Source organism: Neisseria sp. P0020.S005 (genome assembly GCF_051957055.1).
Classification (GTDB): Bacteria; Pseudomonadota; Gammaproteobacteria; order Burkholderiales; family Neisseriaceae; genus Neisseria; species Neisseria subflava_A.
The window spans coordinates 70160-92425 of record NZ_JBQCWV010000004.1 but is presented as its reverse complement, the minus strand read 5'-3'; the positions used below and the strand labels follow the sequence as shown (position 1 = coordinate 92425).

24 protein-coding genes are annotated in these 22266 nt (G+C 50.2%); 14 read left to right on the top strand and 10 right to left on the bottom strand.

The features are described from left to right. Positions 1 to 292 precede the first annotated feature (292 nt). Positions 293 to 628 carry a hypothetical protein gene (locus ACTHTU_RS04855; protein WP_070645362.1) on the bottom strand — a complete coding sequence of 112 codons (336 nt, stop codon included), beginning with the start codon at positions 626 to 628 and terminating at the stop codon, positions 293 to 295. A 290-nt stretch (positions 629 to 918) separates the two neighbouring features. On the opposite strand from ACTHTU_RS04855, the gene ACTHTU_RS04850 reads away from it, so the two are divergent. From ACTHTU_RS04850 to ACTHTU_RS04835, 4 genes are all read left to right on the top strand, one after another. Further along, positions 919 to 1413 (top strand): restriction endonuclease, encoded by a 495-nt coding sequence (locus ACTHTU_RS04850; protein WP_440361924.1) that lies wholly within the window; start codon positions 919 to 921, stop codon positions 1411 to 1413. A 21-nt stretch (positions 1414 to 1434) separates the two neighbouring features. Next, positions 1435 to 2298: a mechanosensitive ion channel domain-containing protein gene (locus ACTHTU_RS04845; RefSeq protein WP_440361923.1), complete on the top strand. Its 864-nt coding sequence runs from the start codon at positions 1435 to 1437 to the stop codon at positions 2296 to 2298. A gap of 67 nt (positions 2299 to 2365) precedes the next feature. Next, positions 2366 to 3232, top strand: coding sequence for a hypothetical protein (locus ACTHTU_RS04840; protein ID WP_107867853.1), 867 nt, complete (start codon positions 2366 to 2368; stop codon positions 3230 to 3232). Positions 3233 to 3353: 121 nt separating this feature from the next. Beyond that, positions 3354 to 5390, top strand: a complete 2037-nt coding sequence (locus ACTHTU_RS04835) for a M3 family metallopeptidase (RefSeq protein ID WP_440361922.1) — start codon at positions 3354 to 3356, stop codon at positions 5388 to 5390. 190 nt (positions 5391 to 5580) lie between these two features. Here ACTHTU_RS04835 and ACTHTU_RS04830 read toward each other — a convergent pair whose 3' ends face one another. Beyond that, the gene (locus tag ACTHTU_RS04830) at positions 5581 to 5844 is read right to left on the bottom strand and encodes a hypothetical protein (protein ID WP_049350787.1); all 264 of its coding nucleotides are present in this window, start codon (positions 5842 to 5844) and stop codon (positions 5581 to 5583) included. A 234-nt stretch (positions 5845 to 6078) separates the two neighbouring features. On the opposite strand from ACTHTU_RS04830, the gene ACTHTU_RS04825 reads away from it, so the two are divergent. Together ACTHTU_RS04825 and ACTHTU_RS04820 are read left to right on the top strand one after the other, a co-directional pair. After that, positions 6079 to 6498 (top strand): CopD family protein, encoded by a 420-nt coding sequence (locus ACTHTU_RS04825; RefSeq protein WP_003681587.1) that lies wholly within the window; start codon positions 6079 to 6081, stop codon positions 6496 to 6498. A gap of 38 nt (positions 6499 to 6536) precedes the next feature. After that, positions 6537 to 7007, top strand: a complete 471-nt coding sequence (locus ACTHTU_RS04820; protein WP_070765232.1) for a CYTH domain-containing protein — start codon at positions 6537 to 6539, stop codon at positions 7005 to 7007. A gap of 157 nt (positions 7008 to 7164) precedes the next feature. On the opposite strand, the gene ubiG is transcribed toward ACTHTU_RS04820, so the two are convergent. From ubiG to ACTHTU_RS04800, 4 genes are all read right to left on the bottom strand, one after another. Further along, positions 7165 to 7878, bottom strand: coding sequence for a bifunctional 2-polyprenyl-6-hydroxyphenol methylase/3-demethylubiquinol 3-O-methyltransferase UbiG (gene ubiG, locus ACTHTU_RS04815; protein ID WP_440361921.1), 714 nt, complete (start codon positions 7876 to 7878; stop codon positions 7165 to 7167). Positions 7879 to 8040: 162 nt separating this feature from the next. Next, the gene (locus tag ACTHTU_RS04810) at positions 8041 to 8574 is read right to left on the bottom strand and encodes a c-type cytochrome (RefSeq protein ID WP_440361920.1); all 534 of its coding nucleotides are present in this window, start codon (positions 8572 to 8574) and stop codon (positions 8041 to 8043) included. Between the two features lie 469 nt (positions 8575 to 9043). Then, positions 9044 to 9316: a GIY-YIG nuclease family protein gene (locus tag ACTHTU_RS04805; RefSeq protein WP_440361919.1), complete on the bottom strand. Its 273-nt coding sequence runs from the start codon at positions 9314 to 9316 to the stop codon at positions 9044 to 9046. Then, positions 9313 to 10203, bottom strand: a complete 891-nt coding sequence (locus tag ACTHTU_RS04800) for a LysR family transcriptional regulator (RefSeq protein WP_440361918.1) — start codon at positions 10201 to 10203, stop codon at positions 9313 to 9315. Before ACTHTU_RS04800 ends, ACTHTU_RS04805 begins: the two co-directional genes overlap by 4 nt. Before the next feature lie 120 nt (positions 10204 to 10323). Between ACTHTU_RS04800 and ACTHTU_RS04795 the strand changes: the two genes are divergently transcribed. Beyond that, on the top strand, positions 10324 to 10980 hold the full coding sequence (locus ACTHTU_RS04795; RefSeq protein WP_440361917.1) for an NAD(P)-dependent oxidoreductase: 657 nt from the start codon (positions 10324 to 10326) through the stop codon (positions 10978 to 10980). Positions 10981 to 11217: 237 nt separating this feature from the next. Here ACTHTU_RS04795 and ACTHTU_RS04790 read toward each other — a convergent pair whose 3' ends face one another. Then, on the bottom strand, positions 11218 to 11673 hold the full coding sequence (locus ACTHTU_RS04790; protein ID WP_049344311.1) for a PH domain-containing protein: 456 nt from the start codon (positions 11671 to 11673) through the stop codon (positions 11218 to 11220). Between the two features lie 102 nt (positions 11674 to 11775). Between ACTHTU_RS04790 and ACTHTU_RS04785 the strand changes: the two genes are divergently transcribed. The 4 genes from ACTHTU_RS04785 (at position 11776) to ACTHTU_RS04770 (ending at position 17160) form a co-directional block, all read left to right on the top strand. Continuing rightward, positions 11776 to 12006 carry a helix-turn-helix domain-containing protein gene (locus ACTHTU_RS04785; RefSeq protein ID WP_049344313.1) on the top strand — a complete coding sequence of 77 codons (231 nt, stop codon included), beginning with the start codon at positions 11776 to 11778 and terminating at the stop codon, positions 12004 to 12006. A 125-nt stretch (positions 12007 to 12131) separates the two neighbouring features. Then, positions 12132 to 13496 (top strand): tRNA uridine-5-carboxymethylaminomethyl(34) synthesis GTPase MnmE, encoded by a 1365-nt coding sequence (gene mnmE / locus ACTHTU_RS04780; RefSeq protein ID WP_440361916.1) that lies wholly within the window; start codon positions 12132 to 12134, stop codon positions 13494 to 13496. 1028 nt (positions 13497 to 14524) lie between these two features. Continuing rightward, the gene (gene rmuC / locus ACTHTU_RS04775; RefSeq protein ID WP_440361915.1) at positions 14525 to 16327 is read left to right on the top strand and encodes a DNA recombination protein RmuC; all 1803 of its coding nucleotides are present in this window, start codon (positions 14525 to 14527) and stop codon (positions 16325 to 16327) included. Positions 16328 to 16365: 38 nt separating this feature from the next. Further along, the gene (locus tag ACTHTU_RS04770) at positions 16366 to 17160 is read left to right on the top strand and encodes a glycosyltransferase family 8 protein (RefSeq protein WP_440361914.1); all 795 of its coding nucleotides are present in this window, start codon (positions 16366 to 16368) and stop codon (positions 17158 to 17160) included. Positions 17161 to 17355: 195 nt separating this feature from the next. Here the strand turns inward: ACTHTU_RS04770 and dapD are convergent, their stop codons facing one another. The 3 genes from dapD to fur form a co-directional block, all read right to left on the bottom strand. Then, positions 17356 to 18177, bottom strand: coding sequence for a 2,3,4,5-tetrahydropyridine-2,6-dicarboxylate N-succinyltransferase (gene dapD / locus ACTHTU_RS04765; RefSeq protein WP_440361913.1), 822 nt, complete (start codon positions 18175 to 18177; stop codon positions 17356 to 17358). 262 nt (positions 18178 to 18439) lie between these two features. Continuing rightward, positions 18440 to 19186: a leucyl/phenylalanyl-tRNA--protein transferase gene (gene aat / locus ACTHTU_RS04760; RefSeq protein WP_440361912.1), complete on the bottom strand. Its 747-nt coding sequence runs from the start codon at positions 19184 to 19186 to the stop codon at positions 18440 to 18442. A gap of 77 nt (positions 19187 to 19263) precedes the next feature. Continuing rightward, positions 19264 to 19761 carry a ferric iron uptake transcriptional regulator gene (gene fur / locus ACTHTU_RS04755; protein WP_003682812.1) on the bottom strand — a complete coding sequence of 166 codons (498 nt, stop codon included), beginning with the start codon at positions 19759 to 19761 and terminating at the stop codon, positions 19264 to 19266. Positions 19762 to 19912: 151 nt separating this feature from the next. Between fur and ACTHTU_RS04750 the strand changes: the two genes are divergently transcribed. The 3 genes from ACTHTU_RS04750 to prmA all read left to right on the top strand — a co-directional run bounded on the left by ACTHTU_RS04750 (position 19913) and on the right by prmA (position 22104). Further along, on the top strand, positions 19913 to 20308 hold the full coding sequence (locus ACTHTU_RS04750) for an outer membrane protein assembly factor BamE (protein ID WP_107867902.1): 396 nt from the start codon (positions 19913 to 19915) through the stop codon (positions 20306 to 20308). 9 nt (positions 20309 to 20317) lie between these two features. Continuing rightward, positions 20318 to 21127 carry a 4-hydroxy-tetrahydrodipicolinate reductase gene (gene dapB / locus ACTHTU_RS04745; protein WP_070504004.1) on the top strand — a complete coding sequence of 270 codons (810 nt, stop codon included), beginning with the start codon at positions 20318 to 20320 and terminating at the stop codon, positions 21125 to 21127. 89 nt (positions 21128 to 21216) lie between these two features. After that, complete coding sequence (prmA, locus tag ACTHTU_RS04740) at positions 21217 to 22104, top strand: 50S ribosomal protein L11 methyltransferase (RefSeq protein WP_440361911.1); 888 nt, start codon at positions 21217 to 21219, stop codon at positions 22102 to 22104. Positions 22105 to 22266: the final 162 nt, after the last annotated feature.

Here is a 22266-nt window from a genome sequence, read left to right as displayed (position 1 = left end):
AAACATAAATCGGATAAAGATTTAGGCTTTCAGACGGCCTTATTGAATAAAGCAATTATCTGAAAAGTTTATTGCACAAAGCCTTTGACCAATAAGGAAAGATAGGCAACAACAAAGGGGAGCGACAATGCCAAAACAATGCCAATCACCCAGTAAATACATTGGTTCAGTACAGATTTTGCAGCGGTAAGCCGCAGCAGTCTGAAATACAGGGATAACCAAACAAAGGGGGTGAAAATACACCCCCTTTTTCTATAGAAGCCCCATATTAAAGGCCGTCTGAAAAACAGTTTTATTTAACGATTTCAACCGGGCCGTGGTCGTCGCAGTGATCTCCGTGTTGGTGATGCAGACGGCCGTTGACGATGTAGTCGACGTGATCGCCGTGCGGTACAGTTTCGTGGCCGCAACCTTCGCCGTGAACGTGACCGTGGCAGGTGTCAACCGGATGGCAGCCGTCAGGATTGGTGTCATTGACGCTCAGGGTATGTTCGTCGTAGTGGCCGTTGTGCTCATGATGCAGGTGGCCGTCGTGCAGATAATCGACGTGGCCTTCGTGTTTGATGGCAGTGTGGCCGCAGTTTGCGCCGTGAACGTGGTCATGATGTTCGTGGGTTTTGCAGGTCATTTTTTTCTCTCCTAATGTTCAGTGAATAGCAATCTTTCTCGATTGATTATTCCATCTTATCTTTTTTTGATGCAAGCGTAAAAAATTTTACAATTATTAATATATTGTTACGATATATCATCTGTTGATATATAAGCCTATTTTATTTTTCAGACGGCCTTTCATCTATAATTCATTTATTTTCAGCGAGAACTTCAAACCCTTCCGGCAATGTAAAATATCGAATTTTTCAGCCGTAACAGGTAACATGGAAACAAAGGGATGGGTTCTTCAAACAAATAGGTACTGCAATGGGAAAACAAGCCAGACTTTATATGGTTCGCAGCACGCAAGGTGCGCTTTATGACGTATTTTTCGAGCGCGGTGTGGCGGCATTGGCCTGGCCCATGCTGGCCGAAGCGGCGGCCAAGGGTTTTGGCCGTGAGGAACTGACGGATATTTACCGTTCGGCCGTGCCGGATGTGAAATTGAGAACAGCGCAATCGGGTGCGGCTCAGATGTGGCGGTTTGCCAACGAGTTGGCCGATGGAGATGCCGTACTGACCTACTCGCCTGCCCTGCGCCGTTATCGGATCGGCAGGATTACAGGCGGCGCAGTACATTGTCCGCAATGGGACGATGAGAAAATGTCGCTGGTGCGGCCTGTTGAGTGGCTGGGCGAAGTATGCCGTGATGATTTGAGCGTGGCAGCACAACGGGCTTTAGGCAGTGTGGCAACTTTGTTTGCGGTATCGGAAGCGTGTGCAGCAGAAATTTTTGAACGCGTGGGTTTTCAGACGGCCTAAGAAGGGAAAGGAAACAGGATTATGTGGAACACCATGCATGAATGGCTGAACGCTTTGCCTGTCAGTGAAGAAATCATCAAATCGGCATTGATGTCGATATTGATGATTGTGGCTGTCATTGCCGGGCGCAGCATTTTGCTCTCGGCGCATTTTCGCAGCCATCCGGATTTGAGCATTGAAAACAAACGCCGCTCGCTGGTGTTCAGCCGCAACGTGACCATGTTGCTGATCCTGCTCGGGCTGGCGATGATTTGGGCGGCGCAGATTCAAACTTTGGCCTTGTCGATGTTTGCAGTGGCCGCGGCGATTGTGGTGGCAACCAAAGAATTGATTATGTGTTTGTCCGGCAGCATCCTGCGCTCGGTAACCAAACAATATTCCATCGGCGACTACATCGAAATCAACGGCCTGCGCGGACGGGTGGTCGATATCAATATGCTGAACACGCTGATGATGCAAATCGGCCCCAATCCGTTGATTGGCCAGCTTTCCGGCAAAACGCTCTCGTTTCCCAACAGCTTACTTTTAAGCCACACCGTGCGCCGCGACAATATTTTGGGCGATTATGTGATTCATACGGTGGAAATTCCCGTGCCGATTCATTTGGATTCGGACGAAATCATAGGCAGTCTGAAAGATGTTCTTGAGCCATTGTGCGAGCCTTATGTCCCTGCCATCAAGCAGCATTTGGAAAACGTGCAAACCCAAAAGTTGTTTATCACGCCCGCCGCCCAGCCGCGCGTATCCCGCGTGCCACATGATGACAAGGTGTATAACATCATCGTGCGCTTTGCCTCGCCCGTAGCCAAACGCTTGGAAATCCAACAAGCGGTTTTGGACGAATTCTTACGCACGCAATGCCAATTAATCAATAAATTAAAATAGTCCAGTTTATATATACTATCAAATCACTTACAATACCCAAATTCACAATCAACAATAAGGAAAACTCATGTTGCCAGAATCAGCCCTTGCCGAAATGTACCCTGTAATCATGACCCCCAGCCATGACGGCAAATATTTCCACAACTACACCCTCTCACTTCTGAACATCGTCCACACCAACGCCTCACACGGCCTGCCGCTTCAAGTGATGATGCAGCGCGGCGAGAGCCTGATTACGCGCGCGCGCAACAACTGCGTGGCCACATTCTTAGAAAACAAAGAATGGACGCATTTATTTTGGATTGACTCCGACATCGGCTTCTCTCCCGATTCATTCTACCGTCTGCTTTTGGCCGACAAAGACGTTGTGGCAGGCATTTACCCGCTCAAACGCGACAACTGGCCTGAAGAAGGTGTTCCGGCCGGCACGACTCAAGCCGACTTCGAGCGCATGTACACTTCTTATACCGTCAACACCAGCGAAAAAAATGAAAACGGTGAAATCGTACTGAAAGTCGATGAAGACGGTTTTATGAAAGTCCATGACGCGCCAACCGGCTTTATGGTTATCAAGCGCAGCGTATTTGAAAAAATGATGGCAGCCTACCCCGAGTTGAACTACATCTCCGACAGTGACTACAACAGAGAAGACAAAGGCCTACACTACCGCTTCTTCGACTGCATGGTTGATCCGAAAAGCAAACGCTACCTGTCCGAAGATTACACCTTCTGCCACCTCTGGCGTCAAATCGGCGGCGAAGTGTACGTCGATGTACAATCCAACCTGACCCACCAAGGTGCAAAAGTGTATTGCGGCTCATTTGCTGAATCCCTGCAAACTAATGTTGCCAATGCCGTATTCGCCCCGAAAGGCACACCGATGCGCCTCGAGCTGGCTGCGCCATTACACGCCAATCCGCGCGGCGCAGAATAAAATTGGCTGATAGACAGACGGAACACTTTAATTCTGCCTGTCTGCCACCATATAACGCCTATCGTTTTCTTTTCAGACGGCCACAAGGCCGTCTGAATCCATCTTATTCAGGAGAAACCATATGAGCGACAACGTCCTGCTCCACTTGGGAGAAGAACCCCGTTTCGACCAAATCAAAACCGAAGACATCAAACCCGCCCTGCAAACCGCCATTGCCGAAGCACGTGAACAAATCGCCGCCATCAAAGCGCAAACGCACACCGACTGGGCAAATACCGTCGAAAAACTGACCGACATTACCGAACGCGTCGGCCGTATTTGGAGCGTGGTTTCCCATCTCAACTCCGTGGTCGATACGCCCGAATTGCGTGCCGTATACAACGAATTGATGCCTGAAATCACCATTTTCTTTACCGAAATCGGTCAAGACATCGAATTGTACAACCGCTTCAAAATCATCAAAAATTCTGCCGAATTCGACACCCTCTCCCCTGCGCAGCAAACCAAGCTCAACCACGACTTGCGCGACTTCGTCCTCAGCGGTGCCGAATTACCGCCCGAACAGCAGGCAGAACTGGCGCAACTGCAAACCGAAGGCGCGCAACTGGGTGCCAAATTCGCACAAAACGTCCAAGACGCGACCGACGCTTTCGGCATTTACTTTGACGATGCCGCGCCGCTTGCCGGCATTCCCGAAGACTCTATCGCCATGTTTGCCGCCGCTGCGCAAAGCGAAGGCAAAACAGGCTACAAAATCGGCCTGCAGATTCCGCACTACCTCGCCGTTATCCAATACGCCGACAACCGCGAACTGCGCGAACAAATCTACCGTGCCTACGTTACCCGTGCCAGCGAATTGTCTGACGAAGGCAAATTCGACAACACGGCCAACGTCGAACAAACCCTCGCAAACGCGCTGAAAACCGCTAAACTGCTCGGCTTCAAAAACTACGCCGAGCTGTCTCTGGCAACCAAAATGGCGGATACGCCCGAACAGGTTTTAAACTTCCTGCACGACCTTGCCCGCCGCGCCAAACCGTTTGCCGAAAAAGATTTCGCCGAAATCAAAGCCTTTGCACGCGAGAGCCTGAATATCGAAGATCCGCAATCTTGGGATTTGAGCTACGCCGCCGAAAAACTGCGCCAAGCCAAATACGCCTTCAGCGAAACCGAAGTGAAAAAATACTTCCCTATCAGCAAAGTATTGGCAGGCCTGTTTGCCCAAATCAAAAAACTCTACGGCATCGAGCTGGCTGAAAAAACCGTTCCCGTTTGGCACAAAGACGTGCGCTATTTTGAGCTGAAACAAGATGGCCAAACTATCGGTGGCGTTTACATGGACTTGTACGCACGCGAAGGCAAGCGCGGCGGCGCATGGATGGACGGCTACAAAAGCCGCCGCCGTTTCGCCGACGGTACGCTGCAACTGCCGACCGCCTACCTCGTCTGCAACTTCACCCCGCCTGTTGGCGACAAAGAGGCGCGTTTGAGCCACGACGAAATCATCACCCTCTTCCACGAAACCGGCCACGGCCTGCACCACTTGTTGACCCAAGTTGACGAAGTGGGCGTATCCGGCATCAACGGCGTCGAATGGGACGCGGTCGAGCTGCCCAGCCAATTCATGGAAAACTTCGTTTGGGAATACGACGTATTGGCGCAAATGTCCTCGCACGAAGAAACCGGCGCGGTATTACCGAAAGAGCTGTTCGACAAAATGCACGCGGCTAAAAACTTCCAACGCGGTATGTTCCTCGTCCGTCAAATGGAATTTGCCCTCTTCGACATGGAAATCTACCATCAGGAAGATGAAGGCCGTCTGAAAGAATGGCCGCAAATCTTGGACAAAGTGCGCCAAGAAGTCGCCGTGACCCAACCGCCGGCATACAACCGCTTTGCCTTGAGCTTCAGCCACATCTTCGCCGGCGGCTACTCCGCAGGCTATTACAGCTACGCATGGGCGGAAGTTTTGAGCGCAGACGCTTACGCCGCTTTTGAAGAAAGCGACGATGTTGCCGAAACAGGCCGCCGCTTCTGGAAAGAAATACTGGCCGTCGGCGGTTCGCGCAACGCAGCCGAATCCTTCAAAGCCTTCCGCGGCCGCGAACCAAGCCTGGATGCCCTGCTCCGCCACAGCGGTTTCGACAACGCTGCTTGATTTGAAAATCCGCCGTTTTAAACAGAACGGTTGCTGATTCAAAGTTAAAGGCCGTCTGAAATATTTCAGACGGCCTTTCGGTTGGCACAATTAATGAGGAACAATAAATACGTCCAATCTCTAACAATTTTTTCGGAAGAAACTGAAGCACGCATTTCAAACCCCTATCTCCCCCTGCCCATCGTTAAAATTAGTTTTTGCCCTTTTTATCGCCGGCATCCAAGCGCATATTGATAAATTCCATCATCAAATCTTTTTTTGTCCAGAAAAAGGTTTTCATTTTTTCCAAAGAATAGATTTTCCGAATCATCGCTGGCAATCCTGCGTGAACGATGGCCGCGACTTCGCCATTGGTTGTTTCGTTGTCCATGGCGGCTTTGAGGTTTAGATTGTGCGTATTCAGGTAGTTGCTAAGCTCTTTCCTGACGCTGTTGCTGATTTCAAATTGTTTCATGTTTTCCGTCCATAATGTTTTTATAATTAAATAGCATAGGATTTTAACAAGTTTTTTGCATCGTGCATATCTCAACTTGCATATTGTTGCGAAATTTACAATTTGGCTTTTGAGTAAAATCATGCCTGCAACACATTGTTGCGGGGCACTAAATCGGATTGTTTTGACTATTTTGTTTTGGCTCGGGCCGTATTGCGGATAAAATAATGGTTTTAGGTTTTGAGGCCGTCTGAAATGTATTTGTGGTTTAAGCTGCTGCATGTATTTTTTGTAATTTCTTGGTTTGCCGGACTGTTTTATCTGCCGCGGATTTATGTGAATCTGGCGCAATTAGAGCCCGGCAGCGTGGAATATGTACGGCTGACGGATATGTCGCGGCGGCTGTACCGCTTTATGTCGCCTTTGGGCTGGGGAACGCTGATATTTGGCGCGGCCATCGGGTTTGTAAATAATTGGTGGGGCAACGGCTGGCTGGCGGTTAAATTATTGTGCGGCCTGCTGCTCTTGGCTTATCAGCTTTATTGCGGCCTGCTGCTGCGCCGTTTTCAAAACGGCAGCAATGTGTATTCGCACCGCTGGTATCGGGTATTCAACGAACTCCCCGTATTGATGATGGTGGCCGCGCTTTATATGGTGGTTTTCAAGCCGTTTTAATCTTCAGACGGCCTGTTTGGTAAATAAGGAAAGAATTCATGACGGTCGAAATCGAACGCCGCTTTTTGCTGGCGGATGACAGTTGGCGCGAAGCGGCAAGCGAGCCGCTGGTGTTGCAACAGGGCTATTTGAGTGTGGAAAAAGAGCGCACCATCCGTGTGCGGATTATCGGTTCGCAAGCCTGGCTGACCCTGAAAGGCTATATTTCCGACATGACGCGCAGCGAGTTTGAATACGAAATCCCGCTGGCTCACGCGCAAGCGATGATGGCGGACATGTGTCCGTTTAAAATGGAAAAATACCGCTATCGGGTCGAATTTGAAGGCTTTGTGTATGAAATCGACGAATATTTTGGCGACAATGCACCCTTGATTGTGGCGGAAATCGAATTGCCGTCTGAAGATACCGAATTTCCCAAACCGTCTTGGCTGGGCAAGGAAATCACGTCAGACGGTAAATTCACCAATGCGTATCTGAGCAAACATCCGTATTCGTCTTGGACGGAATAAGGGTGACAACTGTACTGCCCATACAAAAAAGGCATATATCGAACATGCCTTTTTTCTTTTCAGACGGTCTGATTTGCCTTACCGATATTTGAATCAAGTTGCTTTCGGCATACCGTTTCAAATATCGGGCAAGCCCGTGTGTTTTATCAGTTGAACTTTACGCCGGACGGCAGGCAACCATATAGTTGACCTCGGTTGAGTCGCACAGGGAATAACGGCCGCTCAATAAATTGTAGGTCATGCCCTTGCTGCCGACGGTATCCAATCCGGCTTGGCGGCACATGCGCGCAAGTTCTGCCGGCGTGATGAATTTTTTCCAGTCGTGCGTGCCTTTGGGGACGAATTTCAACAGATATTCCGCACCGATAATCAGATGCAGATAAGATTTGGGATTGCGGTTGATGGTGGAAAAAAACACCATACCGTCGGGTTTGACCAGTTTCGCGCAAGCCTGAACGATGGCGGACGGATCGGGAACGTGTTCCATCATTTCCATACACGTTACCACATCGAAGCTGTGCGGCTGCTCAGCGGCGAGGTCTTCAACGCGGATGCAGCGGTAATCGATATTGGCAACGTGTTGAGCGGCCGCATGGGCTGTGGCGGTTTGCAGGGATTTTTCCGCCATATCGATGCCGGTAACGTGTTCTGCGCCACGTTTGGCCATGCTTTCCGACAAAATGCCGCCGCCGCAGCCTACATCCAGCACGCGTTTACCTGCCAATCCGGCATAGCCGTCGATATAGTCGAGGCGCAAGGGGTTGATGTCATGCAGGGGCTTGAATTCGCCGTTTTTATCCCACCATTTGTCGGCGATTTGGCTGAACTTGGCGATTTCGCCGGCATCTACGTTGTCGTGTTGATTGCTCATGGTTTGCTCCTGCATAAAATCATTCGCCTGATTTTAGCTGATTGTGCTTCAAAATAAAATGTTTCAGACGGCCTTTGCCTGTTTATCGGCCCTATTTCAACTTTCATCCGCCTGCCCATAAAAAACGCACCTTGTGGCAAGGTGCGTTTCAATCAGCATGATTTAGAATTTAGCGCCGGATTCGTTGGCCATGTAGTCAACTGCGGCTTTCACTTCGTCGTCGCTTAAGCTGCCGTTGCCGCCTTTGGCAGGCATGGAATTGAAACCTTCGAGGGCGTGTTTGTGCAAGGTGTCTTTACCTTGTTTAATGCGAGGCGCCCAGTCTTCTTTTTTGCCTACGGCCGGAGCGCCGGGAATCAAGCCGCTGTGGCATGCTTTACAGTTCGCTTCAAAAACAGCTTTGCCGTCCACTTTGGCGGATTCGGCAGGCTTGGCTTCAGCGGCAGGCGCTTCGGTTTTCTCTTCAGGCTTGGCAGCTTCTTCAGGTTTAGCGGCTTCCTCTGCTTTGTCGGCAGCGGCTTCGACTTTATCGGCAGCTTCTTGAGCGGCAGATGCAGTAGCATCGGCAGCAGAAGCAACTTCGTTTTTAACTTCAGATGCAACGGTTTGAGCAGTCTCTTGAGTCTCCTGTTTAGCCTCTTGGGAACAAGCTGTCAAACCAGCCATCATCATTACGGCAATCAGTAATTTGTTCATGTTCTGTCTTTCCTTAGTTTTAGTTTAAATCACTGTTTTATATAAACAGCTTAAAAATTCTAGCATAGAAACTAATACCTTCGACCTACACTATAATAAATATTGGCATAAATCAGATTTTGTCACAAAAACAGGAAAAACATATTGACACCACACCTCTACTCAGATAGAAATCCACGCCCATTTGTCATTTGGCGTGATAATTTTCATTTTATTGTTCAATCAGTTATACTCTTGAATCTTAATGTTTCTTTTTAAATTCAATTTTTTACAAACTTTCCAGATAATACCATAAGCATTAAACCGCCTCTTATCCTAAAAAGGCCGTCTGAACCCCAATCAGGTTTCAGACGGCCTTTTTGAATCATGTCAATAAACATTTGCCGATTGCCTATGCAAAAGACACCAGCAGGCTTACTTGTTTATGTAGTTATCCATATCCCGACTACAATTTAATCCATTGCCGCCATTAACCTTTTGCCAATGTTTCAGCTTCCGCCCACAATCCCCGCTTCTGCTCTGCCGTCAATTTCTTAATGCCGATTTCCCGTTTCAGTGCTTCACTTTTGGAGAGGCCGTCTGAAACGATGCGCATCTCGACAGGCTTGTTTAAACGCGTGTATTTCGCGCCTTTTCCTGACAAATGCGCCGCAAATCGCTCTTGCGGACGGTTGCTGATGCCGCAATAAAACGCGCCGTTTTCGCACAAAATCAGATAAACGCTCCAATTTTCCGCGTTCATAAATCCCCTTCCTTGGCAAAACTCTCGGTAAAAATGCGCACGGCAGCCTCGGTTTTGGCAGACTGCACACGATAAGGCGTTACCAAATAAAGGCTGACCGGTGGTAATGTCCATTCAGGCAAAACCGCTTTCAGACGGCCTTGTGCAATTTTCTCCCTCACTTCGCCGCCCACTTGTAAAGACAAACCAAATCCGCTTTCGGTCAGACTACACACAGCGGCAAGATGCGTACAGGCAATGCTGTCGGCGACGTCGAGGAAATAGCTTTCTTCACCGTTTTGCAAGGTCGTGCGGACGGGCAGGAAGTGCAGCCAGCGATGGGTATGAAGCTGCGCGGGATGGGTAATGGGCGGATACCGGTCGAGATAATCGGGCGCGGCGCAAATCATGTACGGCCACGTCACGAGATGGCGCGCAACCAAGTTGGGATCGTCCAAAGCACGGTCGCCACCGCGTATAGCGATGTCGGTCTGATTGTGTTGCAGGTCGTCCAAAGTATCGCTGAAATTAAGGACAGGACGGATTTTTGGGAACTCGGTTTGCAATCTTGCAAACGCCGTCTGAAAAGCGCGGGAACCGATGACGCAGGAAGTCAGGGAAATGCGCAATTTGCCGACGGGTTCGGTCTTCAGATTGTCGATAACGGTACGCGTATCGGCAAGGGTGGTGGCTAGGCGGCGGCAGTATTCGCCCAAGGCGCGGCCGGCATCGGTAGGCGCAAGGCTGCGCGTGCTGCGGTTTAACAGCTTGATGCCGTGCAGGGTTTCGAGGCGGTTGATGTGCTGGCTGACGGCAGACGGCGTCATGCCCAACGCGGCCGCAGCGGCGTTCATGCTGCCGTGTTCAAGGACGGTAGCGAAAACAAGCAGGGGTTTGATGTCTTGCATTTAGAAATAATTGTTTAGTTTAACTTCACAATAATAACAGTAAATCAGGGATTATCAAGCGTTTCAGACGGCCTTACAATGCACTTATCTAATCAATCACATCCCCACAAGGAGTTAAATATGAAAATCGCAGTTATCGGTGCAACAGGTTATGTCGGCAACGCAGTCGTTCAAGAATTAGCAGGCCGCGGTCATAAAGTAACCGCTTTCGCCCGCAACACAGACAAAGTGTTCCAAGCGCAAAATGTTGCCGCAGTCTCCGCAGATGTCAACGCAGCAGATTTTGCCGACAAACTGGCCGGTTTTGATGCCGTAGTCAGCGCGTTCAACCCGGGCTGGACCAATCCCAACATCGGCGCAGATTTCACACACGGCGCAAACAGCATCGTTGAAGCGGCAAAAGCAGCACAAGTGCCTTATTTATTGGTCGTCGGCGGCGCGGGCAGCCTGTATGTGGCACCCGGTTTGCAAGTTATCGATACGCCCGACTTCCCGAAAGAAATTTTCGACGGCGCCAATGCCGCACGCCATCTTTTGGCAGAACTCCTGCCGCGCCGCGACGTGAATTGGTCTTTCGTTTCCCCTCCGGCACGACTGGGCGCGGACGGCGGTTTCAGCGAAGACAAAACCGGCAAATACCGCTTGGGTAAAGACGATTTGCTGATGGACGGTGAAATTCTGGCAGGCATCAGTGTGGCCGATTTGGCAGTCGCCATCGCCGACGATGTGGAAAACAAAGCGCATTTGTTTGAACGCTTTACCGTCGCCGCCGTTTAATCATCTTAATTTAAAGGCCGTCTGAAACCCAAAGTTTCAGACGGCCTTTTCATATTCGGATCGATAGAAATAAATATTTAATTACAATTTTGCTATAGCAAACATAACTAACTTCCGATATTTCAAGGCTTCCAACCTCGTCAGTCCCACCTGCGCGGAAATGACGGCAATAGGTATTGCGTATCGAAAATAAAGTAATTGGGCTATATAAAACAAAAACCACCGTTTCCACCTACCTCAAACGGCAGGCGGTTTTAATTCAATTTGATTTTTCGAGCCCCCACCAATTTCGTTATCTATAAAATCATTGAATTGTTGACGGAACTCCATTGGTCGGGCGATATAAGGAATCGGAGCATGACTGCCGCCCGTCCCTCTGACCACTACGGAGCCATAATTGAAAATCCTGCCCCAAAAACCTTGATTTACCGAAATACTTTCGATACGGTTGATATTTATCTCAATTGTTTGCCGGCGGATAAAGCCAAACTTAGCGATAACCCTTTTGTTAGTTAAAGCAAGCTCGGTTGTCATTACATTCAATACCGCGAACACTATAAATACGATACCGATTACCCACATCAACAGCAGGATACCGAAAAAAATCCTCCAGAATTGGGAAAACCACGATACTTGCGCTTTATAAACAATACGTTCACCTCGCCCTAAAGAGCTTTCAATATAACTTGCCATTTAACGTTCTCCACATTAGATATTTTCCAAAAATACGGATTATAATCCGTGGATAAATAAGCGTCAAAATTGGATATTTTGAGATTTGTGAAGACAAATCTCATGAGTAAAATCAGTGTTTTGATAGGTATAAAAATCCGAGAAATCCGCAAACAGTCCAATATCAACCAAGAAAGCTTAGCCTTACTTGCCGATATAGACAGAAGCTATATGGGTAGAATAGAAAGGGGGGAGGTCAACATAACGGTTGATAAACTATATCAACTGTCTTCTGCTTTAAACTGTTCCGTACACGACTTACTACCGGATGATTTGGAAATTAAAAATACTTGAACCGTTCAAGTAGTACGCCCACATTGCCAATCTGCTAAAAAGGTCGTCTGAAACCCCAAAACCCAAAGTTTCAGACGGCCTTTTGTTATAATACGCACATTAAATTTACCTATACGCGAGTTCTCATGTCCGCAATCCAACCCACCATTGCCGCCATCGCCACCGCACCCGGACGCGGCGGAGTCGGCGTGATCCGTCTTTCCGGCAAAAACCTGCTGCCTTTGGCGCAAACTCTCAGCGGCGGCAAAACGCCCAAACCGCGTACTGCGCTTTACACCGACTTTCTCGGCGGCGACGGACAGCCGATAGACAACGGCATCCTGCTCTACTTCGCCGCGCCAGCCAGCTTTACCGGCGAAGATGTGATTGAGTTGCAGGGACACGGCGGCCCCATCGTGATGGACATGCTGCTCTCGCGCTGCCTCGAACTGGGCGCGCGCATGGCGGAGCCGGGCGAATTTACCAAACGCGCCTTCCTCAACAACAAACTCGACCTTGCCCAAGCCGAAAGCGTCGCCGACCTCATCGACGCCTCCAGCAAGTCCGCCGCACGCATGGCGTTGCGTTCACTCAAAGGCGCATTTTCCCAACACATACACGAGCTGGTGGACGACCTTATTACTTTGCGGATGCTGGTCGAAGCCACGCTGGACTTCCCCGAAGAAGACATCGACTTTCTCGAAGCCGCCGACGCGCGCGGCAAGCTCCAAGCCCTGCAAGGTCGTCTGAAAACCGTGCTTGCCAGTGCGGAACAAGGCGCGATTTTGCGCGAAGGCATGAACGTTGTCCTCGTCGGCGCGCCCAACGTCGGCAAATCCAGCCTGCTCAACGCCTTGGCTGGCGACGACATCGCCATCGTAACCGACATCGCCGGCACCACCCGCGACACCGTGCGCGAACAAATTACCCTCGACGGCGTGCCCGTCCACATCATCGACACCGCCGGCCTGCGCGAAACCGACGACGTAGTCGAACAAATCGGCATCGAGCGCAGCCGCAAAGCCGTTTCCGAAGCCGATGTCGCCCTGATTCTGATTGACCCACGCGAAGGCGTGAACGCCAAAACCCAAGCGATTTTAAACAGCCTGCCCGAAGGTTTGAAAAAAATCGAAATCCACAACAAAGCCGACCTGACCGGCGAACCCGTCGCCGTCCGTTCAGACAGCCTCGCGCAAACCGGCGCGGACACCGTTATCAGCCTGTCCGCCAAAACCGGCGCCGGTCTCGACTTGCTCAAACACGCGCTCTTGCAGGAAGTTGGTTGGCAGGGAGAAAGCGAAAGCCTGTTCCTCGCCCGCAGCCGCCACCTCAACGCCCTCTCCGAAGCCGAAGCCGAGCTGGAAAACGCCGCCCTCTGTAACAACAACCAAATCGAGCTTTTCGCCGAACACCTGCGCCTCGCCCAAAACGCGTGCAGCGAAATCACCGGCGAATTCACCGCCGACGATTTGCTGGGCGTGATTTTCTCGCGCTTCTGTATCGGCAAATAAAACGGTTTGCCATCAGATACAAAGGCCGTCTGAATGTTCAGACGGCCTTTTTTATCACCAAAACAAGCTTAATTTCACTTGCGTTTATTTATTGGCAGCTTCTGCCATATTTTTTGCAATATTGGTTGCTCCAACTGTCAAACCGGACATGCCGATCAAAGAAGCCGCAGCCATTTTGATTAATGTTTTCATTTTAACTCTTTTCTGTGTATCTAAGGGTGTGTTGTGTATTTTTTATTTATCGGCATCAGCCATATTGTGGGCGATATTGGTTGCACCGACGGTCAGGCCGGACATACCGATTAAAGAGGCTGCAGCCAGTTTGATTAAAATTTTCATTGTTTGTCTCACTTTCTTGTCTGTCGGCCGAAAAACGGCCTAAGTTGCGTTTTCTAAGGTATTGTAATTGATTCGTTTATAATTGAATTATTTGTGTACGGCCGTTTCGATATTACGGGAGATGCCGATGGCAGAAGCCGATATTCCAGACATACCGATTAAAGAAGCGGCGGCAAGCGTTATTAAATGTCCCATTTTAAGTAGTCCTTTTTCATAGATACAAAATGTTATTTAACAACATATACATTTTTTTTGCCGGCATCTGCGCTGCCGACAGGACGAATCATACCGTGTTAATCGTTAATTAATACAATTTTTCCGTAAATATAAAATACTAAAAATATACATAATGATGATTTTAGTTAATTTATATTTTATTTTGAAAATGACACCGATGTCTTTTTCAATGACACCGATGTCTTAATTACATACACACTACAAACGTATCTTTCTGCGCCCATAAAATCCCTCCTTTTTTGTTGCAAAATTGCACTCTAAATTAAATATATTTTTAAATTCAAAATGTTATAAATCTATCTTTTTGACAAACCAAATCTTCATTTAGTCAAAACCAATATCTTTGATAGCTTCTTTTAAAGAAAACACACGCTTCTAGCGCATATCCGACCATAAAATGCGCTGCAAATATATGATATAGTGAAACATTCTTCGTATTGACTATTTCCAGCATGAACAACACCCTAATTCTGACCGGCGCGGCCGCATTTTTTATCGGCGCGCTGTTTGCTTGGCTGATAACACGCTACCAAGCCCAAAGCCGACACTTTATTGTTTTGCAAGAATTGGCCGAAAGCCGCCGCCTGCATGAGTTTGCCGAACAGGTGCAGGCTCAAACTGCGGCGGATTTGGCGCAAAGCCGCCATACCGTGCAGGAATTGCAAGACGAGTTGCAGGAGACGGGCAACCGCTTTGCCGCAGCCGAAAAACAGATTGCCTATCTGCAAGATTGCGAGGCCGAAGCCGAAGTTTTAAAACACGAATGTGCAAAATGGCAGCAAAGCGCGCAAAACCTGCAAATCAACAATGAACGCCTAAACACGCAGCTAGCTCAAGAACAGGCATTGAGTGCGGATAAAAATACGCTTTTGCAACAACAGGAAGCGGAAAAAGGCCGTCTGAAACAAGACTACGATACACTGTTAGAGCAAAACCATGCGCTGCAAGTCCAAAACGAACGCCTCTCCACTCAACTGACGCAAGAAAAAGCCAATATCGATGACAAAAACAGTCTTTTACAGCAACAGGAAGCCGAAAAAGGCCGTCTGAAACAAGAATATGCCGCCCTTTTGGAGCAAAACCACGCGCTTCAAGTCCAAAACGAGCGCCTCAACACCCAATCGGAAAAAGACCGTCAGGCTGCCGAAGAAAAATTAGCTCTATTGGCAGATGCGCGTAAAAACCTAAGCGACCAGTTCCAAAACCTCGCCAACACTATTCTGGAAGAGAAAAGCCGCCGCTTTACCGAACAAAACCACAACCATCTCCAGCAACTGCTCAATCCGCTCAACGAACGCATCCACGGCTTCAGCGAGCTGGTTCAGCAGACTTATGAAAAAGAAGCCAAAGAGCGCTTGACCATCGAAAACGAGCTCAAACGCCTGCAAACACTCAACACCCAGCTCCACCACGATGCCAAAGCGCTGACCACTGCGCTGACCGGCACGCAAAACAAAACCCAAGGCAACTGGGGCGAGATGATTTTGGAAAGCGTATTGGAAAATTCCGGCCTGCAAAAAGGTCGCGAATACATCGTCCAAGCTTCCAGCGTCCGCCACGAAGCAGACGGCACCCAGCGCCGCCTCCAGCCCGATGTGCTCATCAATCTGCCCGACAACAAACAAATCGTCATCGACTCCAAAGTATCGCTGACCGCCTACGTCCGCTATACGCAAAGCACCGGTGCAGAAGCAGAACGCGAGCTTGCCAACCACGTCGCCAGCATCCGCGCCCACATCAAAAGCTTGGCAGCGAAGGATTACACCGACCTTGAGGGTGTCAAAACGTTGGACTTCGTCTTTATGTTCGTCCCTGTCGAACCGGCCTACCTCCTCGCCCTGCAACACGATCCAAACCTCTTCCAAGAGTGTTTCGACAAACGCATCATGCTGACCGGCCCCAGCACCCTGCTTGCCACCCTGCGCACCGTTGCCAACATCTGGCGCAACGAGCAGCAAAACCAAAACGCGCTGGCGATTGCCGAGGCAGGCAACAAACTCTATGACAAATTTGTCGGTTTTGTCGAAAGCATGGACGGCATCAATAAAGCACTCGGTCAGGCTCAATCCCAGTTTCAGACGGCCTATGGCCGCTTGGTTTCCGGCAGGGGCAACCTCATCAGCAGCACCGAAAAACTGCGCAAATTGGGCATCAAAGCCGGTAAGCAACTGCAACGCGATTTATTAGAAAAAGCCATGTTGGAAAACGAAGACCACGCCGCCTTACCGACCGCACAAGCCCAAGAAAATGACTGATAAAATTTAAGGCATTGCAAATAAAGGGAATTTAACCAATGAGCAACATTACCATCGTCCTTGCCGCCGATACCGGCTATGCTGAGCAGGTTCATACCCTAATGAAATCCGTCTGCACACACAACACAAATGTCAATTTCTACCTCATGCACAATACCTTCAGGCGGGAATGGATCGACTATACCAACCAAAAGCTCGCCGCCAGCGGCAGCCGTCTGAATGATGTCAAAATCGAGATGGACTTCAGCCAATATCGCCGCCTACCCCATATTTCGGATGCCGCATTTTTCCGTCTGATGATGCAACATCTGCCTGTCGACCGCGCCCTGTATCTCGACAGCGATATGGTGGTTACCCAATCCCTACACGATTTGTTCAACCTCGATATGCGCGGTTATCCCGTTGCAGCGGTACAAGACTCCTTTCTTGCCCGTACCGAATGGAATCACCCAACCGGCCTGCACACTACGCCCTATTTCAATTCCGGTATGTTGTTGGTCGACCTGGCGCAATGGCGGGAACAGAATATCGCAGCGCAACTGCTGCAAACTGCTACCACCATTGACAAATCCGTTCCCTACGGCGACCAATGCTTTCTAAACACCGTATTTCAAAAAAATTGGCTGCAATTGGAAGAATCTTGGAATTTCCAAACCGGCGCAGTCCAATATTTCCAAAAACGAAATCTCGGCGAAGTATTCCCCAAACCTGACACTGTTCCGCCCGTTATCCACTACACCACACGCGCCAAACCGTGGTTGTGCGATTACGGCGAAATTCCTTTTATCGAAGTCTATTGGCAATACTATTGCGCCGACTGGCCGAAAGCGTAATTTCAGGCAAGGGACCCCTCTCCCTTCGATTACTCTTAAAGAACCCATCATCAAAAACAAAAGGCCGTCTGAAATCGTTTCAGACGGCCTTTAAGCCATAAAAAAACAGGCAGAACATTCTGCCTGTTTTATGTTCAAACCCGACCGTAAAGCAGGCTTTTCCACCCACCTCCAGCCGGCGTCATCGTTATCCGATTAAATACTGCGCAACAATTCGTTTACGCTGGTTTTCGCACGGGTCTGCGCGTCCACGCGTTTGACGATAACCGCGCAGTAGAGGCTGTGGCTGCCGTCTTTGGAAGGCATGCTGCCAGATACGACAACCGAACCAGCCGGTACGCGGCCTTGATAGATTTCGCCGGTCGTACGGTCAAAGATTTTGGTGGATTGACCGATGAACACGCCCATAGAAATCACGCTGCCTTCTTCGACAATTACGCCTTCGACGATTTCAGAACGCGCACCGATGAAGCAGTTGTCTTCAATAATGGTCGGGCTGGCTTGCAGAGGCTCGAGTACGCCGCCGATGCCGACGCCGCCGCTCAAGTGAACATTTTTACCGATTTGCGCGCAAGAACCGACAGTCGCCCAAGTATCGACCATCGCACCTTCGTCAACGTATGCGCCGATATTGACATAAGAAGGCATCAACACGACATTTTTCGCTACAAAGCTGCCGCGGCGGGCAACCGCACCCGGAACTGCGCGGAAACCTGCGCTGCGGAATTCGTCTTCAGACCAATCGGCAAATTTAGTCGGCACTTTGTCGAAGTATTTGTTCACACCGTCGTTAAGGATTTCATTGTCCTGAATGCGGAAAGACAGCAATACGGCTTTTTTCGCCCATTCATTGACTTTCCATTCTCCCACGCCCAGACGCTCGGCAACGCGCAGTTTGCCGGAGTCAAGTTGGCTGATGGTTTCCAAAACCGCTTCACGCACTTCGGGGGTAACGGTATTCGGATTGATTTCGGCACGGTTTTCAAAAGCCGTTTCAATGATGTTTTGCAAAGACATGTTGATTCCTTCAAGAGATCAGGGCCGTCTGAAACCTATTCAGGCCGCCCTATTACAAATATTTAACTCGTTATTTTGCCATGTAAAAGCGATTTCGTCAGCTATTAACATGATTAGCGCCGAGCGTTACACGGCCGGATTTCGGTTAAGACAAGATTTTCAGACGGCCTGTTCAAGTGAATGGAATCGCATTTATTTTCTAACTAATTTCCCAGCCACGATATTCAGACTGTTGATTCTGCCGACACGCCGTGCCGATAAATCAATCTTTGCCACCAATCTTTTGCAGCAGATTTTCAGCTACCACGCCGCATTCGATATTCCGCTTTAACGGTTTCGCATTCAAATCCTTCAAGGCCGTCTGAAAGTCGGCGAAACCCATCAACTGCGAACCGAAACGGCGCATATGTTCGGTATCCTGCTGACAGTCTATCAGCGCAACACCCAAATCCGCCAAAAACGGGACGGCGCAGGCAAACGCAATCTTGGACGCATCGGGACGCAAGGCAAACATCGACTCGCCATAAAACACGCAGCCGATTTGCACGCCGTAAAACCCGCCTGCCAACTGCATTTCGCCTTGCTCATCCGGCAGCCAGCATTCAAACGAATGCGCATGCCCCTGATGGTGCAGCTTCAAATAGGCCGTCTGAAACGCTGGTTCTATCCACGTTCCGTCCTGTTCCGGACGCGGCACATTGGCGCAATGGGCAATTACTTTTTCAAAGCAGCGGTTGACCGTTACCCGATACGGCTTGTGACGCAAAGTTTTGGCGAGCGAACGGCCTATATGCAGGCTTTCCGGCACAATCACGGCCCGCGGCGCAACCGCATACCAAAAAAACCAACCGTCGCGGCTAAACCACGGAAAAATCCCCTGCCCATACGCCGACAGCAGCCGCCCCGTATCCAAATCGCCGCTGACGCCGACCAAGCCGTCACATTCGGCCAAAGCGTAAGACGGGTCAGGGAAACGATAATCCCGTGGCGCAAGAAAAGGAATCTTCATCGTAAAGCCCATAAAGTTTCAGACGGCCTCAAGCTGAAAATGCCCAAGGCCGTCTGAAAAATCAACATACAAACTGATTAACGTTTGGTTTTAGTTTGGCATTCGCCGCATACGCCGTACATATACAGCGCGTGGTCGACGATGCGGTAGCCGTTTTCTTCGGCGATTTTGTCTTGCAGCGCTTCGATTTCCGGATTGTGGAATTCGGTTACTTCGCCGCATTTCACGCAGACGATGTGGTCGTGGTGATCGCCTTTGTCCAATTCGTAAACCGCTTTGCCGGTTTCAAAATGGTGGCGTTGCAAAATGCCGGCCTGTTCAAACTGGGTCAGCACACGGTAAATCGTCGCCACACCGATTTCCACACCCTCTTCCAACAGGATACGGTACACATCTTCCGCACTCAAATGCTCCTCGGCATGAGTCTCGAACAAGTCCAAAATTTTCAAACGTGGACCCGTAACTTTCAAACCGCTGTCTTTCAATTGCGCAATGTTGCTGAATTTTTCCATAATATTCAATATCCCTGTAAGGTAATAACCGTTATAATACGCACTTTCCGCCCGTTTGCCCACTATTGGGCCGTTAAAGGGCGGCAATCTGCCGCCGGTCTTGCAATTGAAAATCGGCGAAAAGAAAAATTAAGAAGATGATTATCGTTTGCTTTTTAAAAATATTCAAGCGATGATAAACATCTTTCCCGAAATGACACAGAAAGGTAAGCCCGTGAATAAAGCCTTATGCCTTGCCATCGCCGCTATTTTAGGTCTGGCCTCATGCAGTGCCGAGCGCGTATCCAACTTTCCATCCTACAAACTCAAAATCATTCAAGGTAACGAGCTCAATCCTCGCGCCGTGGTTTCCCTGCGCCAAGGTATGACCCGCGACCAAGTCCAACTGCTGCTCGGCACGCCGCTCCTGCGTGACGCCTTCCACGCCGACCGCTGGGATTACACTTTCAACACCAGCCGCAACGGCATCATCAAAGAACAAAGCAACCTGACCCTGTACTTTGAAAACGACGTCCTCGCACGCGCCGAAGGCGATGCCATTCAAAAATCCATCGAAGCGGTTCAGGCCGGACAAAACGTCGTTCCGACTACCAAAACCAACGCGAAATAAGGAAGCCTCATGAGCGCATTGAAAATCGCCATTGCCGGCGTCAACGGTCGTATGGGCCGCGTCTTGGTTGAAGCAGTCAACAACCATCCCGATGCCGTCCTCTCCGGCGCACTGGAGCATTCCGGTTCGGAAGTATTGGGTTTGGATGCAGGCTTCGCCTCCGGCCTCAAAACCGGCGTTGCCATTTCAGACGACGTGGATGCCGTACTGGCTCAAAGCGATGTCCTCATCGACTTTACCCGTCCCGAGCCAACCCTGAAACACCTGCAAAAATGCGTGGAAAAAGGCGTCAACATCATCATCGGCACAACCGGTTTTGACGATGCAGGCAAAGCCGCCATCCAAGCCGCAGGCGAAAAAACAGGCGTTGTCTTCGCCGCCAACTTCAGCGTCGGCGTCAACCTGACCTTCCACATCCTCGACACCGTCGCCCGCGTGTTAAACGAAGGCTACGACATCGAAATCATCGAAGGCCACCACCGCCACAAAGTCGATGCCCCAAGCGGTACTGCGTTGCGCATGGGTGAAGTCATTGCCGACGCACTCGGCCGCGACCTTAAAGAATGCGCCGTTTACGGCCGCGAAGGCCACACCGGCCCGCGCGATCCGTCCACCATCGGTTTTGCCACCGTCCGCGCAGGCGACATCGTCGGCGACCACACCGCCCTCTTCGCCACCGACGGCGAGCGCGTGGAAATCACCCACAAAGCCAGCAGCCGCATGACCTTTGCCGCCGGTGCCGTACGCGCCGCAGTTTGGGCAAACGGCAAAAAAGGCCTGTACGATATGCAAGACGTACTGGGTTTGAAAAACCGATAAACCCGCATCATCAGGTTTCATACCTTACAAGGCCGTCTGAAAGCACAACGTCGATTTTCAGACGGCCTTATTAAAAAGAAAGCCCCACCATGTCCTATCAACAAATCACCATCAACGTCAACGATGCCGTCGCCGAACGCCTTGCCGACGCGCTGATGGAACACGGCGCATTGTCCGCCGCCATTGAAGATGCCTACGCCGGTACAGAAAACGAGCAGGCCATTTTCGGCGAGCCGGGCATGCCGACCGAGCAAATCTGGCAACAAAGCAAAGTCATCGCCCTTTTCGGCGAAAGCGACGACGCCACTTCCATTATCGAAGCCGCCGCGCAGGAATGCGGTTTGAACGATTTGAAATACACCGGCGAAATCCTTGAAGATCAAGACTGGGTACGCCTGACCCAAGCGCAATTCGACCCGATTCAAATTTCCGAGCGCCTGTGGATTACCCCGTCTTGGCACGAAGCGCCCAACGGCAACGCCGTCAACCTGCAACTCGACCCGGGCCTTGCCTTCGGCACCGGCAGCCATCCGACTACCCGTCTTTGCCTCAAATGGCTCGACACGCAGCTCAAAGGCGGCGAAAGCGTGTTGGACTACGGCTGCGGCTCCGGCATTTTGGCCATTGCCGCCCTCAAACTCGGCGCAGGTTCCGCCATCGGCGTGGATATTGACGAACAAGCCATCCGAGCCAGCAAAGACAATGCCGCGCAAAACAACGTCGACGCGCAGTTCTACCTGCCAGACGGCCTGCCGCAAGGCCAATTTGATGTCGTTGTCGCCAACATTCTGGCCAACCCGCTGCGTATGCTCGGCGAAATGCTTGCCGCACGTACCAAACAAGGCGGCCGCATTGTCTTGTCCGGCCTTTTGGACGAACAAGTCGAAGAACTCAGCGGCATTTACAGCCAATGGTTCGACATTGAGCCTGCCGAAATCGAAGAAGGCTGGGCGCGATTGAGCGGCGTCAAACGCTAAAGCTGTTTTCCGATACAAAGGCCGTCTGAAATTTAAGCTTTCAGACGGCCTTTTTGCACTTAAAACGCTGAATATTCCAGCAAAATCAGGTATAATTGCCTATTATTTTGACCTTTCGGAACACATCCGCCGCGCCCGTTTGGCATTTCATCGAGCGTACGG